The organism is Thermoanaerobacter uzonensis DSM 18761 (assembly GCF_900129115.1).
Classification (GTDB): domain Bacteria; phylum Bacillota; class Thermoanaerobacteria; order Thermoanaerobacterales; family Thermoanaerobacteraceae; genus Thermoanaerobacter; species Thermoanaerobacter uzonensis.
Genome location: NZ_FQUR01000023.1, coordinates 1 through 21,823, shown reverse-complemented (window position 1 = coordinate 21,823; position 21,823 = coordinate 1). Strand labels below are relative to the sequence as shown.

Sequence of the window (21,823 nt, the reverse complement as noted above, 5' to 3'; positions counted from 1 at the left end):
AACCTCCTACCTTTCACAAATTCAAATTAAACATCAATATATTTAACATCATCTGGTATAATCAAGTTCGCTTCTGTTAAAGACTTGACTTCATCAATTGTAGTTTCTTTGTTTATCTCTTTTAATAAAAGCCCTTCTTTTGTGACCTCAATAACACACAGCTCCGTTACAATGAGACTTACTTTTCCTTTAGCAGTTAGAGGTAGTCTACATTTTTTAAGTATTTTTGGCTGTCCTTTACCAGTATGTTGCATAGCAACTATAACTTTTTTGGCACCCGTCGCTAAGTCCATTGCTCCTCCCATTCCTGGCACTATTTTACCAGGTATTATCCAGTTCGCTAAATTTCCCTCCTGGTCTACTTCCAAACCTCCCAAAACTGTAACATCTACATGCCCTCCTCTTATTAAAGCAAAGGAAAAGGCACTGTCAAAAAATGCTGCTCCCGGCAAAACCGTTACATATTGTCCTCCAGCATTCGTAATATTTTTATCCTCTTCTCCTGGTATAGCCATTGGTCCCATTCCAGTAATTCCGTTTTCCGATTGAAATATTACATGTACACCTTTAGGAATGTAGTTTGCCACTAACGTGGGAAGACCGATTCCAAGATTTACTAATTGCCCATCTTTAAGCTCTTTTGCCACTCTTTTTGCGATTATTTCTTTTGCTAATTCAGGATTATTTATCACTGTCTTCCCCTCCTTTTACGATATAATCAACCAAAACACCTGGTGTCATCACATCTTCCGGTTTAAGCTCTCCGACTTTTACAATTTCTTCAGCTTCTACTATTACAGTTTGAGCAGCTAACGCCATAAGTGGATTGAAATTTCTTGTCGTTCCTTTGTAGTAAATATTTCCAAATTCGTCAACAATGCTTCCCTTCAAAAGTGCCACATCCGCACCAAGAGGCAATTCTAACAAATATTCTTTTCTATTAACTGTAATCTTTTCCTTTCCTTCTTCCACAACCGTACCTACTCCTGTAGGGGTCAAAATACCTCCTAACCCTGCTCCATATGCCCTTATTCGCTCTACTAAAGTGCCCTGGGGAACTAATTCTACTTCAAGCTTTCCTTCATTCATAAGTCTTCCCGTCTCTGGATTGGTACCTATATGAGAAGTTATAACTTTTTTTACAAGACCTGCTACTACCAATCTTCCAATACCTCTGTCAGGAAAACTGGTATCATTGGCAATTATAGTTAAATCTTTTACCCTCATATCTATAAGCAGATCTATTAATCTCTCTGGGGTACCGTTGGCAAGAAAGCCGCCAATCATCATAGTCATACCATCTTTAAGCAAAGGTTTTAAATCCTCAAGCTTTACAACCTTATTCATGACTTCACCTCTAACCCCAAAATTTTTCTGGCTTCTTGAGGAGTAGCAACCTCTCTTCCTAACTCCCTTGCAATCCTAACTACTTTTTCAACTAGCTCTCCATTAGATCTTGCCAATACTCCTTTGGAAATGTATACATTATCTTCAAACCCAACCCTTACATGGCCTCCTGCTAATATAGCCATGGTTGCCACAGAAAATTCATATCGCCCTATTCCAGTAGCAGTAAAAGTACTGTCTTCTGGAATACTCTCTTTTAAAAATAGAAAATCTCTTATCTCGCCAGAAATACCACCTGTTACTCCCATTACAAAATTAAAGTGCATAGGCGTTTTTATATATCCTTTTTTATGAAGCCTTAACGCCGTATCTATCATTCCTTTGTCAAACACCTCAAGTTCTGGCTTTACACCAACTTCATTCATCTTTAAAGCAAATTCAATGATCATATTTTCCGTATTTACAAATATTTCGTCTCCACCAAAATTCAAAGTTCCACAATCTAAAGATGCCATTTCAGGATTTAAATAAATAGGCTGAAGCCTCTCCCCACTGGTCATCCCAACAGCACCGCCGGTAGAAGGCTGAATTATCACGTCAGGACATTTTGTTTTTATGGCTTCAATAGCTTCTCTAAATCTTTCCTTGTTTTGAGTTGGAGTCCCATCATCATATCGGACATGAAGGTGTATGATGCTGGCTCCTGCATTATAAGCTGCATAAGCTTCTCTTGCAATCTCTTCTATTGTATAAGGAACATTAGGATTGTGTTCTTTTGTTACCTCCGCTCCACATATAGCTGCTGTAATAATAAGCTTTTCCACTCTCATCTCCCCCTATTTTCTATACCTCTGCTTCTCTTTTGGCACCACACAAGTCCCACTTGCCTTGCATACAATTATAGGTTCTTCTAAAACTTCTGCAGCTGAATCATTTATATCTGGCCTCGCTGCTATAACTTTTTTAGCTTCAAAAACCATTTTTCTTGAAGTATTGCCTATCTCCACGATTTCCCCTGTTGCTTCAATAAAATCCCCTGCATATACTGGTGCCAAAAATTCCACACTGTCATAAGCCCTAAATAGCCCCTCGTCTCCGTCGTACCGTATCAAAAGCTCTGTTGCCACATCTCCAAAAAGGCTTAAAATCCTTGCTCCATCTATAAGATTTCCCCCATAATGGGCATCATGCAAGCTCATCCTTACTCTAATTGTCGCCTTCAAAACTGTCCCCACCTCCTTAACTTTTAGAATATTTTAAGAAAATGATTTCACACTTCTTGTATGCAAAATATATGCCAATAAAAATAATAGTGCTCGGAACCCTGTTGGAGTCCGTGGTCGAGTTTATATTTTTGCTAGAATATTGTCTTTTGCTTAATTTTAGTCATCACCTGAGCGAACGATACAAAATGCCAACAACGATAATACTTTGTCAAAAAACTGAAAAAGGAGGCTAATTATGCCTCCTTACAGTTTGTTGACAAAGTAAAAAATATTAAAAGGAGATATTTTGCATCGTCGCTCCGATGCTCCAAAGCGACAAAACTAAAGCTCGACCTTCGGGCTCCGGCAGGGTACCGGGCACATTCGACATCCTTATCTTAGTGCCCGCCTCCGCCATACTTGGCTTCGGCCCTGCCTTCACCCTCGGTCTTGCTAAGTTTTGTTGCCGCTTTGTCACAAGTCGCACCGATTGCAAAATATCTCCTTTTCGAAAGTTTGTCTATAGTCTGAAAGGAGGCTAATTAAGCCTCCTTATTTTTGAACATTTAATACACTGTGATACCTTCCATAAGCAAAGTAAATTAACAAACCCGCCAGCATCCATCCACCAAACCTTATCCATGTAACAACTGGAAGGCTTGCCATAAGATAAATACTAAAAGCTGCAGTCAATGGGGCAACTATCCACACAAAAGGAACACGGAATTTTCTCTCTACATGAGGCATTTTTACCCTTAAAACCAAGATACCAATAGATACCAAAACAAACACCGATAAGGTCCCTATATTACAAAGCTCAATTATTATATCAAGAGGTAGAAAACCTGCTATTATTGCAGCTAGCAAGCTTGTAATTATAGTATTTATGTGAGGCGTTCTATATTTGGGATGTACATGAGAAAATACTTCAGGTAAAAGCCCATCCCTTGCCATAACCATAAATATTCTTATTTGACCATAAAGAGTTATGATAAGAGTAGATATCATACCTATAACAGCACCAGTAGCCACTAATGCCGAGCCCCAGTTGATTCCTATACTCATCAATGCCCCCGGCAAAGCATTGTCGGGAACAATCTCTTTATAAGGCACCATGCCTACTAACACAAAAGCCACTGTAATATAAAGTGCAAGTATAACTATCATCGCCATCATCAAGCCTAATGGCACATTTTTCTGAGGGTTTTTTGTCTCCTCTGCTGCAGTAGAAACAGCATCAAAGCCTATATATGCAAAAAAGATTATCGCTGCAGCAGACATTATACCTTTCCAACCATATGGTGCAAAAGGAGTTAAGTTAGATAATTTTACATGGCTTATTCCAATAAAAATAAATAAAAGTATTACCGCAATTTTTAAAGCTACTATCAAATTATTGGAAATAGCAGTTTCTTTTACACCTATATACAAAATCCATGCAGCAAAAGCAACTATTAAAATTGATGGCAAATCCATTACTCCTCCCCAAATAGGAGGTTTTGTTATAATCTCCGGTAAAGTTATACCGAAAGACTTTAAAAGACCTACAAAAGTTCCCGACCACCCTGACGCTACTGCACTTGCTGAAACCAAATATTCCAAAAGCAAGTCCCATCCTATTATCCAAGCAATAATCTCTCCAAAAGCCACATAGGAATAAGTATATGTACTTCCAGCAACAGGAAACATTGTAACTAATTCAGCAAATATAAAAGCAGCTAAAGCAGCAGTTATGCCACCAATTATATACGAAACTATAACACCTGGACCTGCTCTTAACGCACCTTCACCAGTTGCAACAAAAATACCTGTCCCTACAACAGAGCCTATTGCTAAAGCTGCAAGGTCAATAGCTGTTAGTTTTTTTGCTAGACCTGTTCGTTCTGCTGCCTCCAACAGTTGATCTGCGGACTTCTTTCTAAATAAATCCATCCAGAATCCCCCTAATTTAAAAATTTGTTAATTATTAAGCTCAATAACTTCCATAAATATTCAATACTTCTTTATTATGCCCCCCTTTCTTTAGATTCATTAAAGTATAATTACCTTTTTTGATGAATACATTTTCTCTTCAAATAACTCTAATCTTATTTTATAATATCAGCTTTAGTCCTTTGTTTCAATAAATCCTTTAAATAAATTCACAGTTAAGCGTGATGCAACTTTTATGCCATATATTTTTATTTCTTTTTTTAAATGAAATGCTGAAATTTAAATTAAACACTTTAAAGACTTTTATTTCTATTTCTTCAACTACAATTCTATAAACATTTTGCTTGAAAGTTGTCTTTTTGCCTAAAATTAAGCAGAAAATTTAAAATTAAAAAGCTATTTTTAACATCTTTATTTTATATTGCAGCGTTTGCCTTGGAATACCTAAAATTTCTGCCGCTCTACTTATATTTCCGTTTGTTTTTTTTAGCGTCTTAGAAATAAGTTCATACTCTATTTTTGATAAAAAAGTACGAAGGTCTTCTTCTATTTCAATAGTATTTATAGCTATTTCTTTCTCTCCCGCTATAAAAGCATTTTTTAAAATATGTTCTGGAAGGTCATGTAGTTGAATCATTTCGGTCTCGCAAAAATTAGAAGCATATTCAATCACACCTTTTAATTCTCGTACATTTCCTGGCCAAGATAGACTCATCAATACTTTTTTTACCTCTTCGCTCACTCCTTTTATGTTTTTCCCAAGTTGCCAATTAAATTCTACAATAAAGTGTTTCACTAATAAAGGAATATCACTTTTTCTTTCTCTGAGAGGTGGCACATACAAGCTAATTGCGTTCAAACGATAAAAAAGGTCTGGTCTTAAAATCTTTTTTTCTAAGGCTTCCTGAGGGTGAATATTAGAAGCGCTGATAACCCTCACATTAACTTTCCTCACCTTACTATCTCCTACACGTCTTATATACCCCTCTTGTAAGAAACGCAAAAGTTTTGCTTGTAAATCAAAACTTAAGGAGGTAATTTCATCTAAGAATAGAGTCCCTCCATCTGCAAGCTCTACCAAACCGGGACGATTTTCTGCACCTGTGAAACTACCTTTAACTGTACCAAAAAGTATTGATTCCATCAAATTTTCAGGAAGAGCAGCACAATTTTGTGCAATAAAAGGACCGTTTTTTCTCAAGCTTGCATTATGAATGGCCTGTACTAGAAGTTCTTTACCTGTCCCCGTTTCACCATACACAAAAACGGGAGAGTTGCCTCGTGCAATTTTTAGAGCTTTGTATTTTAATTCTTGAATTTCCTCAGACTCTCCAATAATATCATCAAAAGTATAGCAAGCCTCATCACTATTTTTGCTAATTTGTTGTTGGTTATGACGCACTTCTTCTCGTAATTCAATTACCTTTGTCATGAGGTTTTTTACTTCAGAAAGGTCCTTAGAAATATCAATTGTACCATACACTTTTTCATCGATTATAATTGGAAGAGTAGTAGTGAAAAGAGAGATTTTTCGTCCGTAGCAATTAGTAATTTCTTGTTCTTGCTTAACAACAGGTTCACCCGTTCTCAATACTTTTAAAATTGTACTTTCTTTTTTTGAAAGTGAAGGAAACATTGCTAAAATATGCTTTCCCATAGCTTCTTCTACAGGGATGCCATCAATCCTAGAGGATTCTCGATTATAGTACAGGGTATAACCTTCACTATCAGTAATTTGTACTCCCCAATCGATATACTCAAGTAACATTTCTAAAGCTTTCTGATAAAAAATTTGTGGTAATTCTTTTCTTTTGCTATATGTTTCATCTTTATAAGACATTCTTTCACACACCCCTCCCCCAAACGATTACAATACCTACATTTTCTCCTTTGCTTTACTAAAAAAACGCTATTTATGTAATGAAAATCTTTTCACTACATAAATAGCGCTTCACGGGCTCTCACCCATGACAGTAATGGACTTTGTGCCCATCCCCAAGGACATATCCAAGAACGAATATATCCTTTCGGCAGGCAAACCTTCGCCATAAGTATTGGAGGTTCTTCTCCTTATCACCTCATGGCTACCTGTTTTGCCTGCTCCTCTATTTATGCTCTCTCATTTTTATTCAATTGTAAACACGCCTTATGTAAAGCTTATCATTTACCTATATTATAACACACATCAAATATTGTTGACAATACAACAGCATGAAATTTTTGCAAAATAAAAAAAGGCTTAAGAGTTAAGCCTCAAGAAATACTTATAGAAACTTAAATCATCCGTAAGTTCAGGATGAAATGATGTGGCCAGCAAATTATCTTGCTGTGCCGCTACAATTTTACCTTGGTGCTTCGCAAGTATCCTGACACCATTTCCTACATTTTCTATATACGGAGCCCTTATAAAAACCGCCTCTATTTCATTATTAGAAACTGCTGGTATCATGAGCTTCGTTTTAAAACTGTCAAGTTGACTACCATATGCATTTCTTTTAACTGAAATATCCATTATTCCAAGGTGCACTTTGTCATCATTAACTATATATTTTGCCATAAGTATCATGCCAGCACAAGTGCCCCATATAGGAATTTTCCTCTCATTTAGCTTTAAAATAGCCTCTTTGAGTCCAAAATCTACAATCATTTTCCCTATTGCAGTGCTTTCGCCACCCGGTATAATCAATGCATCTAAGCTTAGCAGAGTATTTTTGTCTTTTGCCAAAACAGCTTCTACACCATCTATAAGATTTAATTTTTCAATATGTTCTCTAACAGAACCTTGAATTGCCAATACTCCAACGCGCAAATTACCATCCCCTTGAAGCATATAGATCTTTTTCATCAAGTTTCCTTATATCAATACTCTGCATGGCTTCTCCCAATCCTTCTGAAACTTCTGCTAATATTTCTGGTTTGTCATAATAGGTTACAGCTTTTACTATAGCTTCTGCCATCTTTTCGGGATTTTGTGACTTAAATATTCCAGAACCAACAAAAACACCATCTGCACCAAGCTGCATCATTAAAGCCGCATCTGCCGGTGTCGCAATTCCTCCTGCCGCAAAATTTACAACCGGAAGTCTCCCATGCTGTGCAACATATTTTACAAGTTCATATGGCGCTTGAAGTTCTTTAGCAGCAGCCATAAGTTCGTCTTCCCTCAAAGTAGTAAGCCTTTTTATTTCGGCATTTATTATCCTCATATGTCTTACTGCTTCCACGACATTTCCTGTACCTGCTTCTCCCTTTGTCCTTATCATAGAAGCACCTTCCCCTATGCGCCTTAGTGCTTCTCCAAGGTTTCGCGCCCCGCACACAAAAGGTATCTTAAATGCCCACTTATCTATATGGTACATCTCGTCTGCAGGGGTTAAAACTTCACTCTCATCAATAAAATCTATCCCAAGTGCCTCTAAAATCTGTGCTTCCACAAAATGCCCAATTCTAACTTTTGCCATAACAGGGATTGATACTGCCGCCTTTATCTCCTTTATTATTTTAGGATCTGACATTCTTGCAACTCCGCCTCTTGCCCTAATATCAGCTGGAACCCTTTCAAGTGCCATGACAGCGACAGCACCTGCTTTCTCCGCAATAATTGCCTGTTCTGGTGTTGTCACATCCATTATGACTCCACCCTTTAGCATTTGGGCTAAATTTTTATTTAGTTCATACCTTTCATTCATTGTTCTACTCCTCCTTACAATTGTATCTATGTCTGTATGCATCTTAACATCAATTGTATCTATTAAATAATGACAAGTCAATCGGAACATTATAGATACAAAAAAAGAATGCATAATGCATTCTCAGTTTGTTGACAAAGTTAAAAAATATTCAAAGGAGATATTTTTCATCGTCGCTCCGATGTTCCAAAGCGACAAAACTAAAGCTCGACCTTCGCGCTTCGGCAGGGTACCGGGCACAATCGGCCTCCTTGCCTTAAGGTGCCCGCCTTCGCCATCCATGGCTTCGGCCCTGCCTCCACCCTCGGTCTTGCTAAGTTTTGTTACCGCTTTGTAACAAGTCGCTCCTTATGCAAAATATCTCCTTTACGAAAGTTTGTCTACAGTCTGAGAATGTATAATGCATTCTAATCTAAAAGTTCTCTATACAATTTCATTAAACTTTCATTTATATTGTTTAACTCACTTACAATAGGATTTAAATCTTTTGTTATATCTTTACTGTTTATTAACTCTTGAAGTTTATTCAATGCTTTGTCACTTCTCAGTTTCATTTCTTCAATTTTGTTAGTAATCTCCAATTCAAGTTTAAACTTATCCTCAGCCTCTCCTCTTACAAGCTTATCTTCATTGAAATCATAAGTATCATATCTTGAAGGTATTAAAGTCTTTACTCTAACCTCACTTTCTATCTTATCTGCCAGCTCTTCCTGTGCTTCATCTTCCCCATGTACAATAAATATTTTCCTTGGCTTATCCGTAAATTGAGAAAGCCAATCTAATATACCCTTTTGGTCTGCATGCCCAGAAAAACTTTCAATATATTCTATTTCAGCTTTTACGCTAATATCCTCACCAAATATTTTGACATTTTTTTCTCCTTCCAAAAGTTTACGTCCTAAGGTCCCTTTTGCCTGATACCCCACAAACAAAACCGTGCATTCTGGCCTCCACAAATTGTGTTTTAAATGGTGTTTAATTCGCCCAGCTTCACACATCCCACTGGCTGATATGATTATGACAGGTGTTTTAATTTCATTTAGTGCTTTTGATTCTTCTACACTATGGGTAAAGTGCAAATTAGGAAAGTCAAGGGGTAAATCTCCTTTTTTAATGTATTCTTGAGCTTCACTGTCCAAATATTCAGGATGTTTAGTAAAAACATCTGTTATAGAAGTTGCAAGCGGACTATCTACATAAACAGGTACGTTGTTTAAAAACTCTATTTCGTCTTTGTACAATTCTCTGTTTTTATGTAATTCATATAAAAGTTCTTGAGTCCTTCCGACAGCAAAAGAAGGTATTATGACATTTCCGCCTCTCTTTACGGTTTTTATGATAATCTCCATGAGTTTTTTTGCCCTATCTCCAATATCTTCATGAAGCCTATTGCCGTATGTGGACTCACACAAAACATAATCCGCACTCTTAATCGGTGTAACTTCTTTTAAAAGAGGAATTTTTTTATTCCCCAAATCCCCTGAAAATACAATTTTAGTTTCTTTGCCTTTTTCATTTACCCAAACTTCGATTATAGATGAACCAAGCATATGTCCTGCATCATTAAATCGCACTTTTACATCTTGCGCTGGTTCAATTATTTCTCCATAATCTACTCCATAGAAAATGCTTAAAGAATCTTTCGCCTCATCAGCAGTATAAAGAGGTTCCCTCAAAGGCTTATCTGCCCTTTTTCTTTTTCTGTTTTTCCATTCACTTTCCATCTCTTGTATATGCCCACTGTCTGGAAGCATATACCTGCATAAATCCACGGTAGCCTTGGTCGCGTAAATCCTTTTTCTGTATCCCCTCTTGTACAAAAGAGGAATTCTTCCGCTGTGGTCTATATGGGCATGAGTCAAAAGCACAAAATCGATATCACCTACATCAAAAATAAATTCTTGATAGTTTAGCTCGTCTTCAACTTCTCCCCCTTGAAACATTCCGCAGTCAACAAGAAACTTAGTCTTTTCCGTCTCAACTAAATAGCATGAGCCTGTAACCTCTTTAGCAGCTCCCAAAAAACTTATTTTCACAATAACGTCTCCTTTCATATTAGAAATAATAATTTTCTTCCATCCATTTACTCTTCCCTATCACCTACAACACTTTTTACCCATTCTTTAATAACATCCATCTGCACTTTTCTAAAATATTCCATGTCCATATATTCTCTTAGAGTTTTAACCTCAAATTCCACCTTTACATCTTCATTTTCTTCAAAAATAAGTTTGCCGTGCTTTATTACTTGATGCTTAAGCACTGGATTTGCAGAATTTAATATTACCAAATCTATATCATCTCGTTTAAATATTGAAACCAAATCGCCAATTAAAGCAAGTTTGTCCATAGGATCATATCCATTCCCTAAAAGTACCGCAATATCAAGATCACTATTTACCTTAATTTTACCACTCCCCCTTACCTTCTTCAATCAATTTTATATCATTTATAATATCATCTATTATAAGCTCCTGATACCCTGCTTTTTTTATTATTTTCATCTCCTTTGCCACATCAAAGAGTAAAGGTGATTCAATCTTATTTAGCTTACTAAGCCTTACATCATTTATGACTTCATTTGAAAGAGATTTTAAATAATCTTCTACACCATACTTCAAAAAGTGAAACTTGTCTTTATACCTTTTGTACAATCTATCTGCTATCATAAGCCCCTCTGGGTCAAAATCTCCCGAGTAATATATCTCTGTCCCTTCTTTATAAAGCATATCTAAAAGCAGGAGAGAAGAAAGTTTTGGCTGGCCATATGTACATACAAGAGGAAATACGTTGCTTGTGGCATCTATTAAAGATGTAAAAACTGAAGGATTCTCTACAGCATACACTTTCTTAGAAGGGCTTATGACCCTCTCAATTTTACTCAAATTTAAAAGAGGAACTTGCAAGACTTGATTGCTTTCATAAGCAGCCTTAAATACTTGATTTTCCGTATCGCCCTCATATGCCAAAAGTCCTGAGAGTGTGACATAATTGGATATTTCATCTATCAAAATACCAACGTTGTAATAAAGTTCTGATATTTCTTCACTTCCTTTTACTTCATTCAGCCCCAACAAAGTGCATAAAGCGTTTATAAACATACTTCCAGCTTCTGTATTTGAATCAAAATAGTGAGGATTACGTGCAATCTGGGAAGAAAACACCGGCAGTCTTTTCTTTTCCCCTTTATAAACAGGCAAATTATTTATAGCATCACATACATACATTATATCTTTTTTTAGCCCATTTCTATCATTTAAATACCTCTGGTTTACTGTCCTTACCCCTACAGCGGTTCCCTCATACAAACTTTTTAGCCAATCAATGCACTTACATTCCTGGTATTTAGAGAAGAGCTCTTTAAAGAACTCTTCTCTTTCTTTGGCCAATATTTCCATATCCTCTTTTTTGCTGGTGAGTTTTCCGCCAAAATAGTATTCCAGTATGTCTTTTAGCGTATACTTCTCAAATCGCGTATTTTTTAGCGACTCTTCAAACTTTGCCACATCAATGGATGCAGATTTTTTTGTCCTATAGTCTTTTTTAAAATGGTTTGTAAGTACTTCTTTTTCATCTTCCGTAAGATTATCAAGCTTTACAACGCCTCCAAGACGTCCTAAACTTCTGTACTTTTCCCTTATACCTTCAAAAATCCTCTTGTATCCCTTTTTTTCTTTAAAATATTTAAGTTCTTCTTTATTCATTTACAGCACCCACCTCAAGAGCGGCAACCTCCTCTTTTTCAGGAAGTATAAGGTGCTTTACCTTTCCATCCCACAAATACTTCATAACCAATACAGCCTTTGCATTTTTTGGCCTTACAAGTTCATAAATTGAAAGCTTGGGAACAGTGTCATAATCTCCCCATAAAACCTGAGAATTCATTATATAATTAAATCTTAAATCCTCAATCAGTTTAAACATATCCCTTATGTTTGTGTCATCAACTCCTGCAAATGCTTCATCTAGAGATATTATGCGAGGTGCAGTCGGCGATGCCCCCTCATATCTTGAGTAAACCGCGGAAAACAAAGGTATATACATGGCCATCGCTTTTTCTCCGCCGCTTAGCTTATTAAAAGCATTATCAGTAAGCTCCTTGCGGCTTTCCCCTTCTTTTCGGTAGTAAAGCTTAAACTCAAACCAATCTCTGTAATCTAATATTTCTTTCATAATCTTGTGAAAAGTTTCTGTATTGTTTTTTTCCTCCATTGCCCTCCTGGCTCTTTCTACTTTTGACCTAAAATGATTTACGACTTTATCGAAGACTTCCTTTTTCAGCATATCAGCATCGGATTTTAAAATATCCACAAGTTCTTTTGTATCAAGTTCTTCTTCATTAGAAGCAGGAATGCTTCTCCACTCAATAGAGAACTTAAGTCCGCTGGAAGTATCCCTTTCAGACATGAGTTTATTCATTTTCTTTACCCATTCTTCTGCTTTAAAAATCTTTGCTCTTATCTTAATTCCCACATTGTGCATTATAATCTCTTCAAAAAGAACCTTATCAGTTTCTCTTAAAAGGCTTTCATTCGCCATTATATCTTCTTCAATATTAGAATAAAGCGTATATAAAGACACAATTTTACCATTTATATTTGCCGTAATATTGAGCCTTCTCTGCTTATTCTTTGCCTCTTTTATTCTTTCATTGTCTCCCTCATAAACTTCATCAAAGATATTGCCAATTGAAAGCCCATATTCTAAAAGTTCGTTGCGAGTTTCAAAATACACATTTTGAAGTCTCTCTGTAAACTTTTCTCTGTCAAAGCCCGCTTTGTCAAAAAAGCCTTTGTATTCAGAAAGAATGCTTTTACTTAATTTTAACATATCCTCCATTTCAACCTCTTGCTTGACAAAGCCAAGTGCTAATTCTCTTTTTAAACCCTCTTCAACAATATTGTAAATTTTCTCTTTAAGATGAATCTCTTCTTCAATGTTTAAAAGGTCTTTTAAGCTTCTCTGTAGCCGCTCCTCAAGTTTTGCTTTTTCTGCTGATTTATTTGTAATCTCTTTAGGTATTTCCTCCAGCCTTTTTAGGCAAATCTCCAGTTCTTTTTCAATTTCTTCAAGTCCAAGTTCTTTTAATGTCTCTTTTAGCATCTCAATTTTCTTAACAGAACTTTGTATTTTGTTTTCCAGTACGTCTATTTCGTACTTTAAGTTATCAATATCGTATTCTAAATCTTGTTTTTGCTGCAATAACATTTCTTCGTTTGAAATGTGCAAAACATATTTGTTGTATAGTATTTCTACTTCATTAATCCCTGAAGCGTATTCTTCCACATATTCATACGCAGAAGAATAGGTATCAATATCTGGATGTATGTTTATGCCAGATGTCAATTCTCTTACAACAGCTTTCTTTTTCTGAAGGTCCTCAAAACAGTTTTTAACTATGAAAAGCTGTTCATCCAGTTTATGAGAGGTGTATTCGTAATCAGCCTTTACCGTTTTTAAATATCTATATGCTTCTTCAATGTCTTCTTTCCCGGGAAATGCCGAATATTCGTAATCCAGCCTCTGTATCCTTAATTTTTTTGCATTTATTTCCTCATCGATTGCAGATATTTCAGCTTTTATAGCCTGTATTTCTTCTTGTATAGATTTAATAAGCTCTTCTCTGTAGCGCTTTCTAGACTCACTCCCGATGTACTTTGATTTAACTTTATCCCGTGCTTTCCCTTTTATTACTCCTATTCCATATGCGCCATTTGAATCGATATAGGTTATCCCGCCTTCTTCTGATACAAATATATTGCTTAAAGCATCTGAAATATCTTCTGGTGAAACTCCTTCTTCATTGTCAACTACTTTAAAATATTGAGATACATTTAACATCATATTAAAGCTTCCAGGCATAACATATTTATCCGCCATATTGCTGTCCATTTGAAGAGCTTTTTCAAAATATTCTTTTGGCACGATAAGAGCATCCAAAAGCCCCATGTCTTCTATCGCAGCTTCTATATTGCCTCTTGTCTTATCATCCACATCCTCTTTAAAATCAATCGCCATGTAAAGAGGAATGTAAGGAATTCCAGCTTCTTTAAGCCTTTTTCTGTTGTTTATGACTTGTTCATCTCTTTCAGGCTCAGGATCTTTTTTGTTTTTCCATTCCTCCAATAACTTTTCTTTCTCATGAAGCTGATTTTCTTTTACCTCTCTTTGATTTTCTAATCTTAAAATTTCTTGCTGAATTCCATTTAGTATTTCCTCATAGGGTTTTCTCACAAAAGCCAAAATATCGTCAAATCCTTTATCCTCTCCATACGCCAGTATGACACGGCTTAAGCCTTCCAGTTGGCTACTTAAAAGCTTAAGTTCTGCATTGCCCTGTGACCAACTATAAACTCTTTCAACGTATTCTCTTTTTTGTTCGTCAAAAAGCCTTTTTGCCTCATTAAGCTTTTTAGCCCTGTCTTCTCTTTCTTTTTTAAGCCTTTCCTGCTCACAAAGTGCGGCATCATACCTTTTATTTGCTTCTATTTCTTCTCTCAATGCACTCATTGCACGCTTTATTTTATCTTTATACTTTTTTAATTCATTTTTCCAATAAGTAAAATCAAATTCTTTTCCATACACTTTTTTAAGTTCACTTACAGAAAACTCATGTTCCATGAAATCTATATCCTGTGCAATTGAAGATATATCCTCTAATTTATCCTGTAGTTCTTTATCCAGTTTGTATTTTTGTTCCTCAGTGTTTTTTATCTTTCTTTCTAAACCATAATATTTATCTTGTTTATTCCGGAGTTCTTCTTCTTTTTTAGACTTATCCTCCAAATACTGCTTATATCGATCCTCTTCTTCTAATAACTCCTTTTGGGTTCTTTTAGCATCACCACTTGAAAGCTGTTCTTCCTTTTTCTTTAAAGCTTCTCTTTCACTTTCAAGAGAAATGATGTCATTCCCCAAGTTTGCTATTGTACTTCTGTAATTTTCAATATCTTTAGTTAAATTATCGTATTCTTTTTTTGATGCGTATAAATCGCTGTATGCCTTTACTAAATCCCCAGCCTTTTCATAAAGAATGTATTTGTTATAGTTGTCGTACTCATTTTTAAGCTTTTTTACTGCAGCCATATTCCTGTAAAGAACATCAAGGTGCATCTTAATCTGGTCCATGTTTTCTATGGTTTCTGAAAGAGGCCTCAAATCATCATCTGTGAGAGAAGGCAGTGAAGCTTTCATAATTTCATATATCACAGTAGGCCTGAAGTCTTTGGAAAGCTTTGGACTTCTAAGCTGTATCAGCAGTTTTATGAGCTCGTCGTATTCCTCGATAGAACTAAAGCCAAAAATGTATTTATTGACCATTTCCATGTACTCTTTTTGGCTTTCAACTACTTCTCCGCCTTCACCTATTCTATTCTTAAGTTCTTTTTTGGTAAGTGGGACTTTTACTCTTTTGCCGTCATCGCCTATTTCCATTTTGTATAAAAAGAAGTCGATACCTATACGCCTGCCGTCAAGTATTACAAAGCCCCAAAAGTCCATATTTTGATGCCTTTTCGCCTTTAGACCCATGCCTATGGTGATGTAACTGTCTTTTTTCTCTCTCTTAAATTCCATAAAAAGATAGCCAGTTCTTTCATCAAGCTCACTTACCTCTTCTTCTCCAAGAAGATAGTCCTCAAGCTTTCTCGCCTTTGAGCCAAAGGGATCAAGTCTTTCAGGACTTTTGTTGCCATCTAATACTAAAGGTATGAAACTCTGCATTGTCACTGACTTTCCAGAACCATTAGCACCTCTTAAAAGAAGCCTTCCATCTGCAAACTCAAATATTTCATCATCATAATACCAAAAATTAAGAAGCCCAATCCTGTTAATCATCCATCTTTCGGCTAATTTTTCACTCATCTGCACCTTCTCCTTTTTCAAAATCTGGAGGATATTCCCCAATTAGCTTTGCCGCCATAGGTAGTATTTTAATAGAATGCAATTCCTCAACTCTTTTTATCATCTTAAAGCTTTCCATGTTTTCAATGACCTCTTCTATAAGCTGCTTTTCACTCATCTCCCTGTAAGACTTATACCAACCATCACTAAATCTTTCCTTTACTTTCAAAATAATATTTATAAATTCTGCTTCAGTTATATCTATAGTATCATCAGGATTATAGGCGAGTTTTCCCTCTTCAATCATTTCCCTTATAATTTTACTTACCTGCAGCATTATATCAGATATGTTTTTGTTTTTATCGGGAAAATAAGACCTTAAATATTTGTTGTCATTAAATAGGACAAAAGCAGAAGTTTTGTGGAGGTGAAGCCTTAAACCAAGATACTCCTCTAAATCTTTCGCTATGGTATTTCTGTAATTTTTTATATACATGAAGTCTTGGTCATCAGGCCCTTCACTATACACAGCAGGTGAAAGAATAAGTTTTCGGTACGCCCTGTGCCTTCTCTGTATAACCGCATCTTTGGAGTTTGAAAGATTTAAGTCCTCCTGCAAAAAATCCTCGATCTTCATGTCTTCTGTAATTTCTCTGTTAAAAGACCTCAAAAAATACCTTGAAATACCTGTGTTTTCGTAAAGAACCTCAGTATCTTCACTTTCTGAAAACCTCTCATGGTCACCATCATCTATTTTAATTATGCCAATATCTACAGCAAAATTGAGCACCCGCACAAGTGACTTTCTGTGCTGAAAAAGCGTCCAATCTACTTTATCAGGTCCATCATACTGCGCCTCTATGTATTCCGTTATATTAGACAGCACAAACTGGTCTTCTGGTCCTTTATCCTCCAAAAAAGCTAAGAACAAACACAAAAATGCATAATCCATAGGCATTTGAAATGCATCTATCCCCATCCACTCTTCAACATCTGACGGCACTTTTTCTAACTTAATAATATACGGGTTTATAATCAATCTATATCCTAACTTCTCTTCAACAAAAGGTTTTATTTTATTCTCAGCATCTCTTATTTTGTTAAAATTTTCTCTATCCTCTCTCAGTATCCAAAAATTTTCAAGAAGCATCTGAAGTTCTTCCATATTTTCACCTTCAATCAACAAACTCAATTACAATATCAGGCATATCAAGATTACCATCTGTGCATTTCAAAACCGCTCTTTCGCCATTCTTTGGCATGTGAAGTCTGTATGTTCTTCCATCTTCTGTTTTTCCTGTAAAGCCATTTCTTGCTATCGCTTTTCCTATCCATTTAAGTATCGTTGCCCTCACAAAAGATTTTACAACAGGTAAATCCTTTATCCTTATTCTATTGCCAACAATGCAACTTGCTATTATTTCATCTTCTATATTTTTCTGATTGAGATAGTCCATCAGCATCTCCGTCTTGTCGGCACTTTTATCAATAATCGCATTTGTCTTAACAGAATTACTGTAGCTCCTTGTTTTTGGCTTTATAATCACTTTAAAGGGCGGTTCTTCCCATACGCTCTGGTTTACACTTTCTGTCTTTCTTTCAAAATCACCTTTTATGTGCCTTGTGTAAAAGCAACCGAAAACCGCCGCAGACAAAAGGTGTGCTTCTTTTATATTGCTTGCTTTTGCAAACATTTTAGAAAGAGCAATATATTCATTCTTTCTGCTGGCAGCTTTCATCCTGTTTTCTGCTATTCTCGCCGCATACATTGTTATTTTTCTGATTATTTCGTTTGATATATTAAGAAGCCTTACTGCCTCGCTGTCTTCAAAATTATGACCTGTAAACCAAAAAGATATGTTATTCCACTTATCCATCAAATCTTCTTTTACTTCCTCTTCATTTAAAACCCTGTCAATTCTTGGGATACTCATTTCATATTGGCATAACTTATCTACAACGGAATTGACAACCTCCGGACTCACCTTTTTCAAAAAGCTCTCTATGGCAACAGAAAACCTCTGAAGGTCTTTTATAAAATCTCTTAAATATTCTATAAGTTTGTCTTTGTAAATTATAAACTGCTCTGATTTCATAAGTTCATCAGCGTTGGAGCTTTGAAGACTTGCAATGTAATCTGTCGCATTGTGATATATATTTTCAAAGTCGGTATTGAGGTCTTCCCACCATCTGTTTATTTCCTGTAAATCCTCTTTTTTCGCCATTTCATTTATCTTTATTAAATTGCGGTAAATCCTTTCAAATAAAGACGGCTGTAGTGACCCACCATAACCGACGATACTTTCCAGCCTTATGGTCATTCTCTCTATCTCAATAGAATATGGACTCAGTTGATACCTGAATTTTTTGTTTTTAAATTCGTCAATCGTAGAAGCTTTACTGGTATCTTGTGTCGCAATAAGGTTTTTCCATTCAGTAAGTGCTTTTAAGTCCTGCTCACATTTTTCCATTGTATAGTCAGCAAACATATCAAATTGATTTACATATTCATATATATCCTCTTTGTACAGCCAATATTTAAATTTCTGGTACTGCTCATAAAAATACCTCATGATAAGGCGATATCGCGAAGCATTTTCCGCAGACAAATACTTTACCTCTTCAATCGGTTTTATCACATTCAAATCAAGTTTATCTTCCATAACACTTCACCTTGCATTTATATTTCATATATATTGTAAACTTAATACTCCCTCATTTCAATTTATTTTTTGACCTTTTGAAACAAAAATCCTTATCACTTCCCATATTTATGGAAATAATAAGGATTTAAAAAATCTTCTCATCATTTTCACTTTTAAGCATTCCATTTTTAAAAAGTGCTCCCATTATAACCCCAATTTTGTCCCTCTATTTCTTGGATAACTATATAAATACTGTCTTTTCTATAGCCTAAAACCTTATTTAAAACATCACAAATCCTTTTTGATATTTCTTCCTTTTGTCCCCTTTGAAGTTTGCCAACAAGCTTTATCTCAACAATACCTCCCTTTACTAGAGGTTGACCTTGGAAAAATATATCCTCTTCTTCAGTAAATCTCACCATAAGCCAATTTTCACTTTTTCCTGCAACTTCATACATCACATCGGCAAGTTCTTTCTTTAAAATTTCTTTCTTTTCTGATGCAATCTTTTCTTTTGTAATTAAATTTACAATTGGCATAATTCTCACTCCTTTCCAATAATAGACCATTATAAATGTTTTTTAAATTCCTCCAATGATATTCCTGCCTGTTCGAGAATACTCTTTAACGTTCCTTTAGCTATCTCATAATGTAACGGTACAATAACTACTTTACCATCTGGGTTCTTAAGCTTTATATGACTACCTTTTTGAGAAATCTTCTCAAATCCAAATTCTTTTAGTGCTCTCAAAATTTTGTCTGGCGGCAGAACTGGATATTTCGATCCCATTATATTGCTACCTCCACTGTTGTTATAAATAGCGGTTTCTCTTCCAGGTCAAGCTCTCCATTTTCATAATACAGCTCTAATGCTTCTTTTAGATTATCTAATGCCTCCTCTATAGTTTTCCCCTGAGATGCAACACTGTTTTCAATACACTTTGCTACATACCAATTTTCTTCTTTTTGAATAACTACAGTAAACTTAACTTTCATACTATCACCCCACCAAAATTATTATTTTAACATAATTAGTATTATTTACCTTACCCACATCCACTACCCTATTTCCCTCCCCTCTTTCTCTATTTCCTTTAACAAAGCCTCCGTAGCATCTCGTTGTGTAACTATACTCACTTTATAAGGCCTTGCAATATTCTCTATCTCAACAAACATTGTCCAGTAGTTAAACTTATCATCATCCCAATCATCTACAAAAATATCAATATCCGAAAATTCCCAAAAATCAAATCCCCTTGCCAGTGATCCATACAAGACAACTTTACTCACATTATATTTTTCTTTCAAAAATTTAGCAATCTTATACGCTTTATCTAATGCATCCTTTTTTCGTATTTCTAGCATTTTTTTCTCTTTTTCACTTCTTATACGCCAATTTTCACGTATTTTCTTTTTCTCTTCATCAGTGATACTCATATTCCTCACCACACAAAATTCTTTACATATATTCTACCATTTTATAGCATTTATATCAATCACCCAACAAAGCTCATAAGAAGCATCACATTTAAAACCGTCACTATTATTCCTATAGTCCATAACAATACTTTATAAAGCAATGTATTTGCAAACTTACCCATGATCTTCTTTGAAGAAGTCAAATAAATGAGCAAAAAAATTGTAATTGGAAGCTGGACACTTAAAAACATCTGCGAATAAACCAGTCCTTGAAAAGGGCTTTTTACAAAGAATATTATTAGCACTGCAAAAATATATGTAATTCCTACGCCAACTTTTGTATGTGCATCGTGTATATCATAAGGTTCTCCATATATCCCGGCAAAAATACTTCCACCTGCCATCCCTGCTGTTATAGATGAAGAAATTCCTGCAAAAAGAAGAGCCAAAGCAAAAACCACTGCTGATGCATTTCCCAAAAGAGGTTTTAACATCTGCTGTGCCTGATTAAGCTCCGTTACAGTTACATTATTGGTAAAAAAAGCCGATGCTGCAACAATAATCATAGCACTGTTTATTCCCCAACCTATTATCATAGAAAAGATAGTATCAAAATACTCATAATTAAGCTGTTTCACTATGACTTTCTCATCTTCTAAATTCCACTGCCTGCTTTGTATTATCTCCGAGTGCAAAAACAAATTGTGGGGCATAACAACAGCACCAAGTACACTCATAATTATAGGCATAGAACCTCCTGGAAATTCTGGTTTCACCCAGCTTGAAGCTGCTTCTGCCCATTTCACATCAACTAGCGAAAGCTCAAATATAAAAGAAATACCAATAAGAGATACAAAACCTATAATCCACTTTTCCAACTTTTTATAGGAATTTGTATAAAGCATCCATGAAACAAAAACAAGAGTAATCAAACTTCCTATCTTTATAGGTATCTTAAAAAGCATTTGAAGAGCTATCGCGGCACCTAAAATTTCTGCCATCGCTGTCAAAATAGCCGCAAAGACAGCTGAAATAAGAACTAACCTCGAAGTAAAAGGCTTTAAAAACTTAGTTGCAGCTTCAGACATGCAATAACCTGTAACTATACCCAGATGTGCAGCATTATGTTGAAGTATAATGAGCATGATAGTAGATAAAGTCACCATCCATAAAAGCTTATAACCGTAAGACGACCCTGCAGCAACATTAGAAGCCCAATTCCCCGGGTCAATAAAGCCAACAGTAACCAGTAGCCCAGGACCTATGTATTTGATAAAATCTAAAGCCATAAGTTTAGGGCGATGTTTACCTTTTAATAAATTTTTGACTCTTGTAATCATTTGTTCACCTCATCTTAAAATTTAAATCTGCACCTTTTACAACTGCAAGAGGCACAAATCGAGCATTCGTGAAAGCCTTCGTCCTGCTCCGTGATTTACAGAATAAAAGGTTTCTGCCGCTTTTTCTGTGCCAACCACCACATAAGAACCTGTACCCATACTGCCGGGGATAAGAGCAGGATGTCCTGATTCTTTGTAAAAAGAAGGATTTTGAGGATGCCTGCCATTTCGTTTTTAATTTCATTATATCACACTATATCACACTTTACTTTACTTTTAAGTATTCAGAATAATCTAGGATACACAAAGAGGAGCAAAAAATCCTCTAAAACACTCTAACCAAATTCATTATAAAAAAGGTACTAATTGCTTAGTACCTTTCAGACTGTATACAAACTTTCGTA

At 35.6% G+C, this 21,823-nt stretch carries 20 protein-coding genes, 1 pseudogene and 1 riboswitch; all 21 genes and pseudogenes read right to left on the bottom strand.

Going from position 1 to position 21,823, the window contains the following annotated elements:
* Positions 1–26: 26 nt before the first annotated feature.
* Positions 27–692, bottom strand: coding sequence for a CoA transferase subunit B (locus BUB32_RS11495; protein ID WP_072969504.1), 666 nt, complete (start codon positions 690–692; stop codon positions 27–29).
* The gene (locus BUB32_RS11490; RefSeq protein WP_072969503.1) at positions 682–1,347 is read right to left on the bottom strand and encodes a CoA transferase subunit A; all 666 of its coding nucleotides are present in this window, start codon (positions 1,345–1,347) and stop codon (positions 682–684) included. Before BUB32_RS11490 ends, BUB32_RS11495 begins: the two co-directional genes overlap by 11 nt.
* Positions 1,344–2,171 (bottom strand): 3-keto-5-aminohexanoate cleavage enzyme, encoded by an 828-nt coding sequence (gene kce / locus BUB32_RS11485; RefSeq protein WP_072969502.1) that lies wholly within the window; start codon positions 2,169–2,171, stop codon positions 1,344–1,346. The genes BUB32_RS11490 and kce overlap by 4 nt, the downstream gene beginning before the upstream one ends.
* Before the next feature lie 12 nt (positions 2,172–2,183).
* Positions 2,184–2,570 (bottom strand): 3-aminobutyryl-CoA ammonia lyase, encoded by a 387-nt coding sequence (kal, locus tag BUB32_RS11480; protein WP_072969501.1) that lies wholly within the window; start codon positions 2,568–2,570, stop codon positions 2,184–2,186.
* A 534-nt stretch (positions 2,571–3,104) separates the two neighbouring features.
* The gene (locus tag BUB32_RS11470) at positions 3,105–4,484 is read right to left on the bottom strand and encodes an amino acid permease (protein ID WP_072969499.1); all 1,380 of its coding nucleotides are present in this window, start codon (positions 4,482–4,484) and stop codon (positions 3,105–3,107) included.
* 388 nt (positions 4,485–4,872) lie between these two features.
* Positions 4,873–6,324 (bottom strand): sigma-54 interaction domain-containing protein, encoded by a 1,452-nt coding sequence (locus BUB32_RS11465; RefSeq protein ID WP_072969498.1) that lies wholly within the window; start codon positions 6,322–6,324, stop codon positions 4,873–4,875.
* Between the two features lie 96 nt (positions 6,325–6,420).
* Positions 6,421–6,600: riboswitch (Lysine riboswitch) on the bottom strand.
* A 123-nt stretch (positions 6,601–6,723) separates the two neighbouring features.
* A complete protein-coding gene (pdxT, locus tag BUB32_RS11460; RefSeq protein ID WP_072969497.1) occupies positions 6,724–7,293 on the bottom strand; it encodes a pyridoxal 5'-phosphate synthase glutaminase subunit PdxT in 570 nt (189 codons plus the stop codon).
* A gap of 1 nt (position 7,294) precedes the next feature.
* On the bottom strand, positions 7,295–8,173 hold the full coding sequence (pdxS, locus tag BUB32_RS11455; RefSeq protein ID WP_072969496.1) for a pyridoxal 5'-phosphate synthase lyase subunit PdxS: 879 nt from the start codon (positions 8,171–8,173) through the stop codon (positions 7,295–7,297).
* A 123-nt stretch (positions 8,174–8,296) separates the two neighbouring features.
* Positions 8,297–8,455 carry a hypothetical protein gene (locus tag BUB32_RS12995; RefSeq protein ID WP_200773887.1) on the bottom strand — a complete coding sequence of 53 codons (159 nt, stop codon included), beginning with the start codon at positions 8,453–8,455 and terminating at the stop codon, positions 8,297–8,299.
* 125 nt (positions 8,456–8,580) lie between these two features.
* Entirely contained in the window at positions 8,581–10,209 is a 1,629-nt protein-coding gene (locus BUB32_RS11450; RefSeq protein WP_072969495.1) for an MBL fold metallo-hydrolase RNA specificity domain-containing protein, read from the bottom strand.
* Between the two features lie 47 nt (positions 10,210–10,256).
* Positions 10,257–10,607: a type VII toxin-antitoxin system MntA family adenylyltransferase antitoxin gene (mntA, locus tag BUB32_RS11445; RefSeq protein WP_234949290.1), complete on the bottom strand. Its 351-nt coding sequence runs from the start codon at positions 10,605–10,607 to the stop codon at positions 10,257–10,259.
* Positions 10,582–11,877: a TIGR02679 family protein gene (locus BUB32_RS11440; protein ID WP_072969494.1), complete on the bottom strand. Its 1,296-nt coding sequence runs from the start codon at positions 11,875–11,877 to the stop codon at positions 10,582–10,584. Before BUB32_RS11440 ends, mntA begins: the two co-directional genes overlap by 26 nt.
* Entirely contained in the window at positions 11,870–16,036 is a 4,167-nt protein-coding gene (locus tag BUB32_RS11435; RefSeq protein WP_072969493.1) for a TIGR02680 family protein, read from the bottom strand. The genes BUB32_RS11440 and BUB32_RS11435 overlap by 8 nt, the downstream gene beginning before the upstream one ends.
* Positions 16,029–17,180, bottom strand: coding sequence for a TIGR02678 family protein (locus BUB32_RS11430; protein ID WP_072969492.1), 1,152 nt, complete (start codon positions 17,178–17,180; stop codon positions 16,029–16,031). The genes BUB32_RS11435 and BUB32_RS11430 overlap by 8 nt, the downstream gene beginning before the upstream one ends.
* Positions 17,181–17,190: 10 nt before the next feature.
* A complete protein-coding gene (locus BUB32_RS11425; RefSeq protein WP_072969491.1) occupies positions 17,191–18,678 on the bottom strand; it encodes a TIGR02677 family protein in 1,488 nt (495 codons plus the stop codon).
* Positions 18,679–18,848: 170 nt separating this feature from the next.
* The gene (locus BUB32_RS11420; RefSeq protein ID WP_072969490.1) at positions 18,849–19,199 is read right to left on the bottom strand and encodes a phenylpyruvate tautomerase MIF-related protein; all 351 of its coding nucleotides are present in this window, start codon (positions 19,197–19,199) and stop codon (positions 18,849–18,851) included.
* Between the two features lie 29 nt (positions 19,200–19,228).
* A complete protein-coding gene (locus BUB32_RS11415) occupies positions 19,229–19,450 on the bottom strand; it encodes a type II toxin-antitoxin system HicA family toxin (RefSeq protein ID WP_029687755.1) in 222 nt (73 codons plus the stop codon).
* Positions 19,450–19,656, bottom strand: a complete 207-nt coding sequence (locus tag BUB32_RS11410; protein WP_006570141.1) for a type II toxin-antitoxin system HicB family antitoxin — start codon at positions 19,654–19,656, stop codon at positions 19,450–19,452. Before BUB32_RS11410 ends, BUB32_RS11415 begins: the two co-directional genes overlap by 1 nt.
* Positions 19,657–19,719: 63 nt before the next feature.
* Complete coding sequence (locus BUB32_RS11405; RefSeq protein WP_072969489.1) at positions 19,720–20,097, bottom strand: nucleotidyltransferase family protein; 378 nt, start codon at positions 20,095–20,097, stop codon at positions 19,720–19,722.
* A 59-nt stretch (positions 20,098–20,156) separates the two neighbouring features.
* The gene (locus tag BUB32_RS11400) at positions 20,157–21,419 is read right to left on the bottom strand and encodes an Nramp family divalent metal transporter (protein ID WP_072969488.1); all 1,263 of its coding nucleotides are present in this window, start codon (positions 21,417–21,419) and stop codon (positions 20,157–20,159) included.
* Between the two features lie 66 nt (positions 21,420–21,485).
* Positions 21,486–21,638, bottom strand: a pseudogene (locus BUB32_RS11395) (RtcB family protein); the annotation flags it as partial.
* Between the last annotated feature and the right edge of the window lie 185 nt (positions 21,639–21,823).

Coding starts and splice junctions, on each gene's coding strand:
- BUB32_RS11490 (WP_072969503.1), bottom strand. CDS start 1,347: ATGAATAAGGTTGTAAAGCTTGAGGATTTAAAACCTTTGCTTAAAGAT.
- BUB32_RS11470 (WP_072969499.1), bottom strand. CDS start 4,484: ATGGATTTATTTAGAAAGAAGTCCGCAGATCAACTGTTGGAGGCAGCA.
- BUB32_RS11465 (WP_072969498.1), bottom strand. CDS start 6,324: ATGTCTTATAAAGATGAAACATATAGCAAAAGAAAAGAATTACCACAA.
- pdxS (WP_072969496.1), bottom strand. CDS start 8,173: ATGAATGAAAGGTATGAACTAAATAAAAATTTAGCCCAAATGCTAAAG.
- BUB32_RS12995 (WP_200773887.1), bottom strand. CDS start 8,455: ATGGATGGCGAAGGCGGGCACCTTAAGGCAAGGAGGCCGATTGTGCCC.
- BUB32_RS11440 (WP_072969494.1), bottom strand. CDS start 11,877: ATGAATAAAGAAGAACTTAAATATTTTAAAGAAAAAAAGGGATACAAG.
- BUB32_RS11435 (WP_072969493.1), bottom strand. CDS start 16,036: ATGAGTGAAAAATTAGCCGAAAGATGGATGATTAACAGGATTGGGCTT.
- BUB32_RS11430 (WP_072969492.1), bottom strand. CDS start 17,180: ATGGAAGAACTTCAGATGCTTCTTGAAAATTTTTGGATACTGAGAGAG.
- BUB32_RS11425 (WP_072969491.1), bottom strand. CDS start 18,678: ATGGAAGATAAACTTGATTTGAATGTGATAAAACCGATTGAAGAGGTA.
- BUB32_RS11420 (WP_072969490.1), bottom strand. CDS start 19,199: ATGCCAATTGTAAATTTAATTACAAAAGAAAAGATTGCATCAGAAAAG.
- BUB32_RS11415 (WP_029687755.1), bottom strand. CDS start 19,450: ATGGGATCGAAATATCCAGTTCTGCCGCCAGACAAAATTTTGAGAGCA.
- BUB32_RS11410 (WP_006570141.1), bottom strand. CDS start 19,656: ATGAAAGTTAAGTTTACTGTAGTTATTCAAAAAGAAGAAAATTGGTAT.
- BUB32_RS11405 (WP_072969489.1), bottom strand. CDS start 20,097: ATGAGTATCACTGATGAAGAGAAAAAGAAAATACGTGAAAATTGGCGT.
- BUB32_RS11400 (WP_072969488.1), bottom strand. CDS start 21,419: ATGATTACAAGAGTCAAAAATTTATTAAAAGGTAAACATCGCCCTAAA.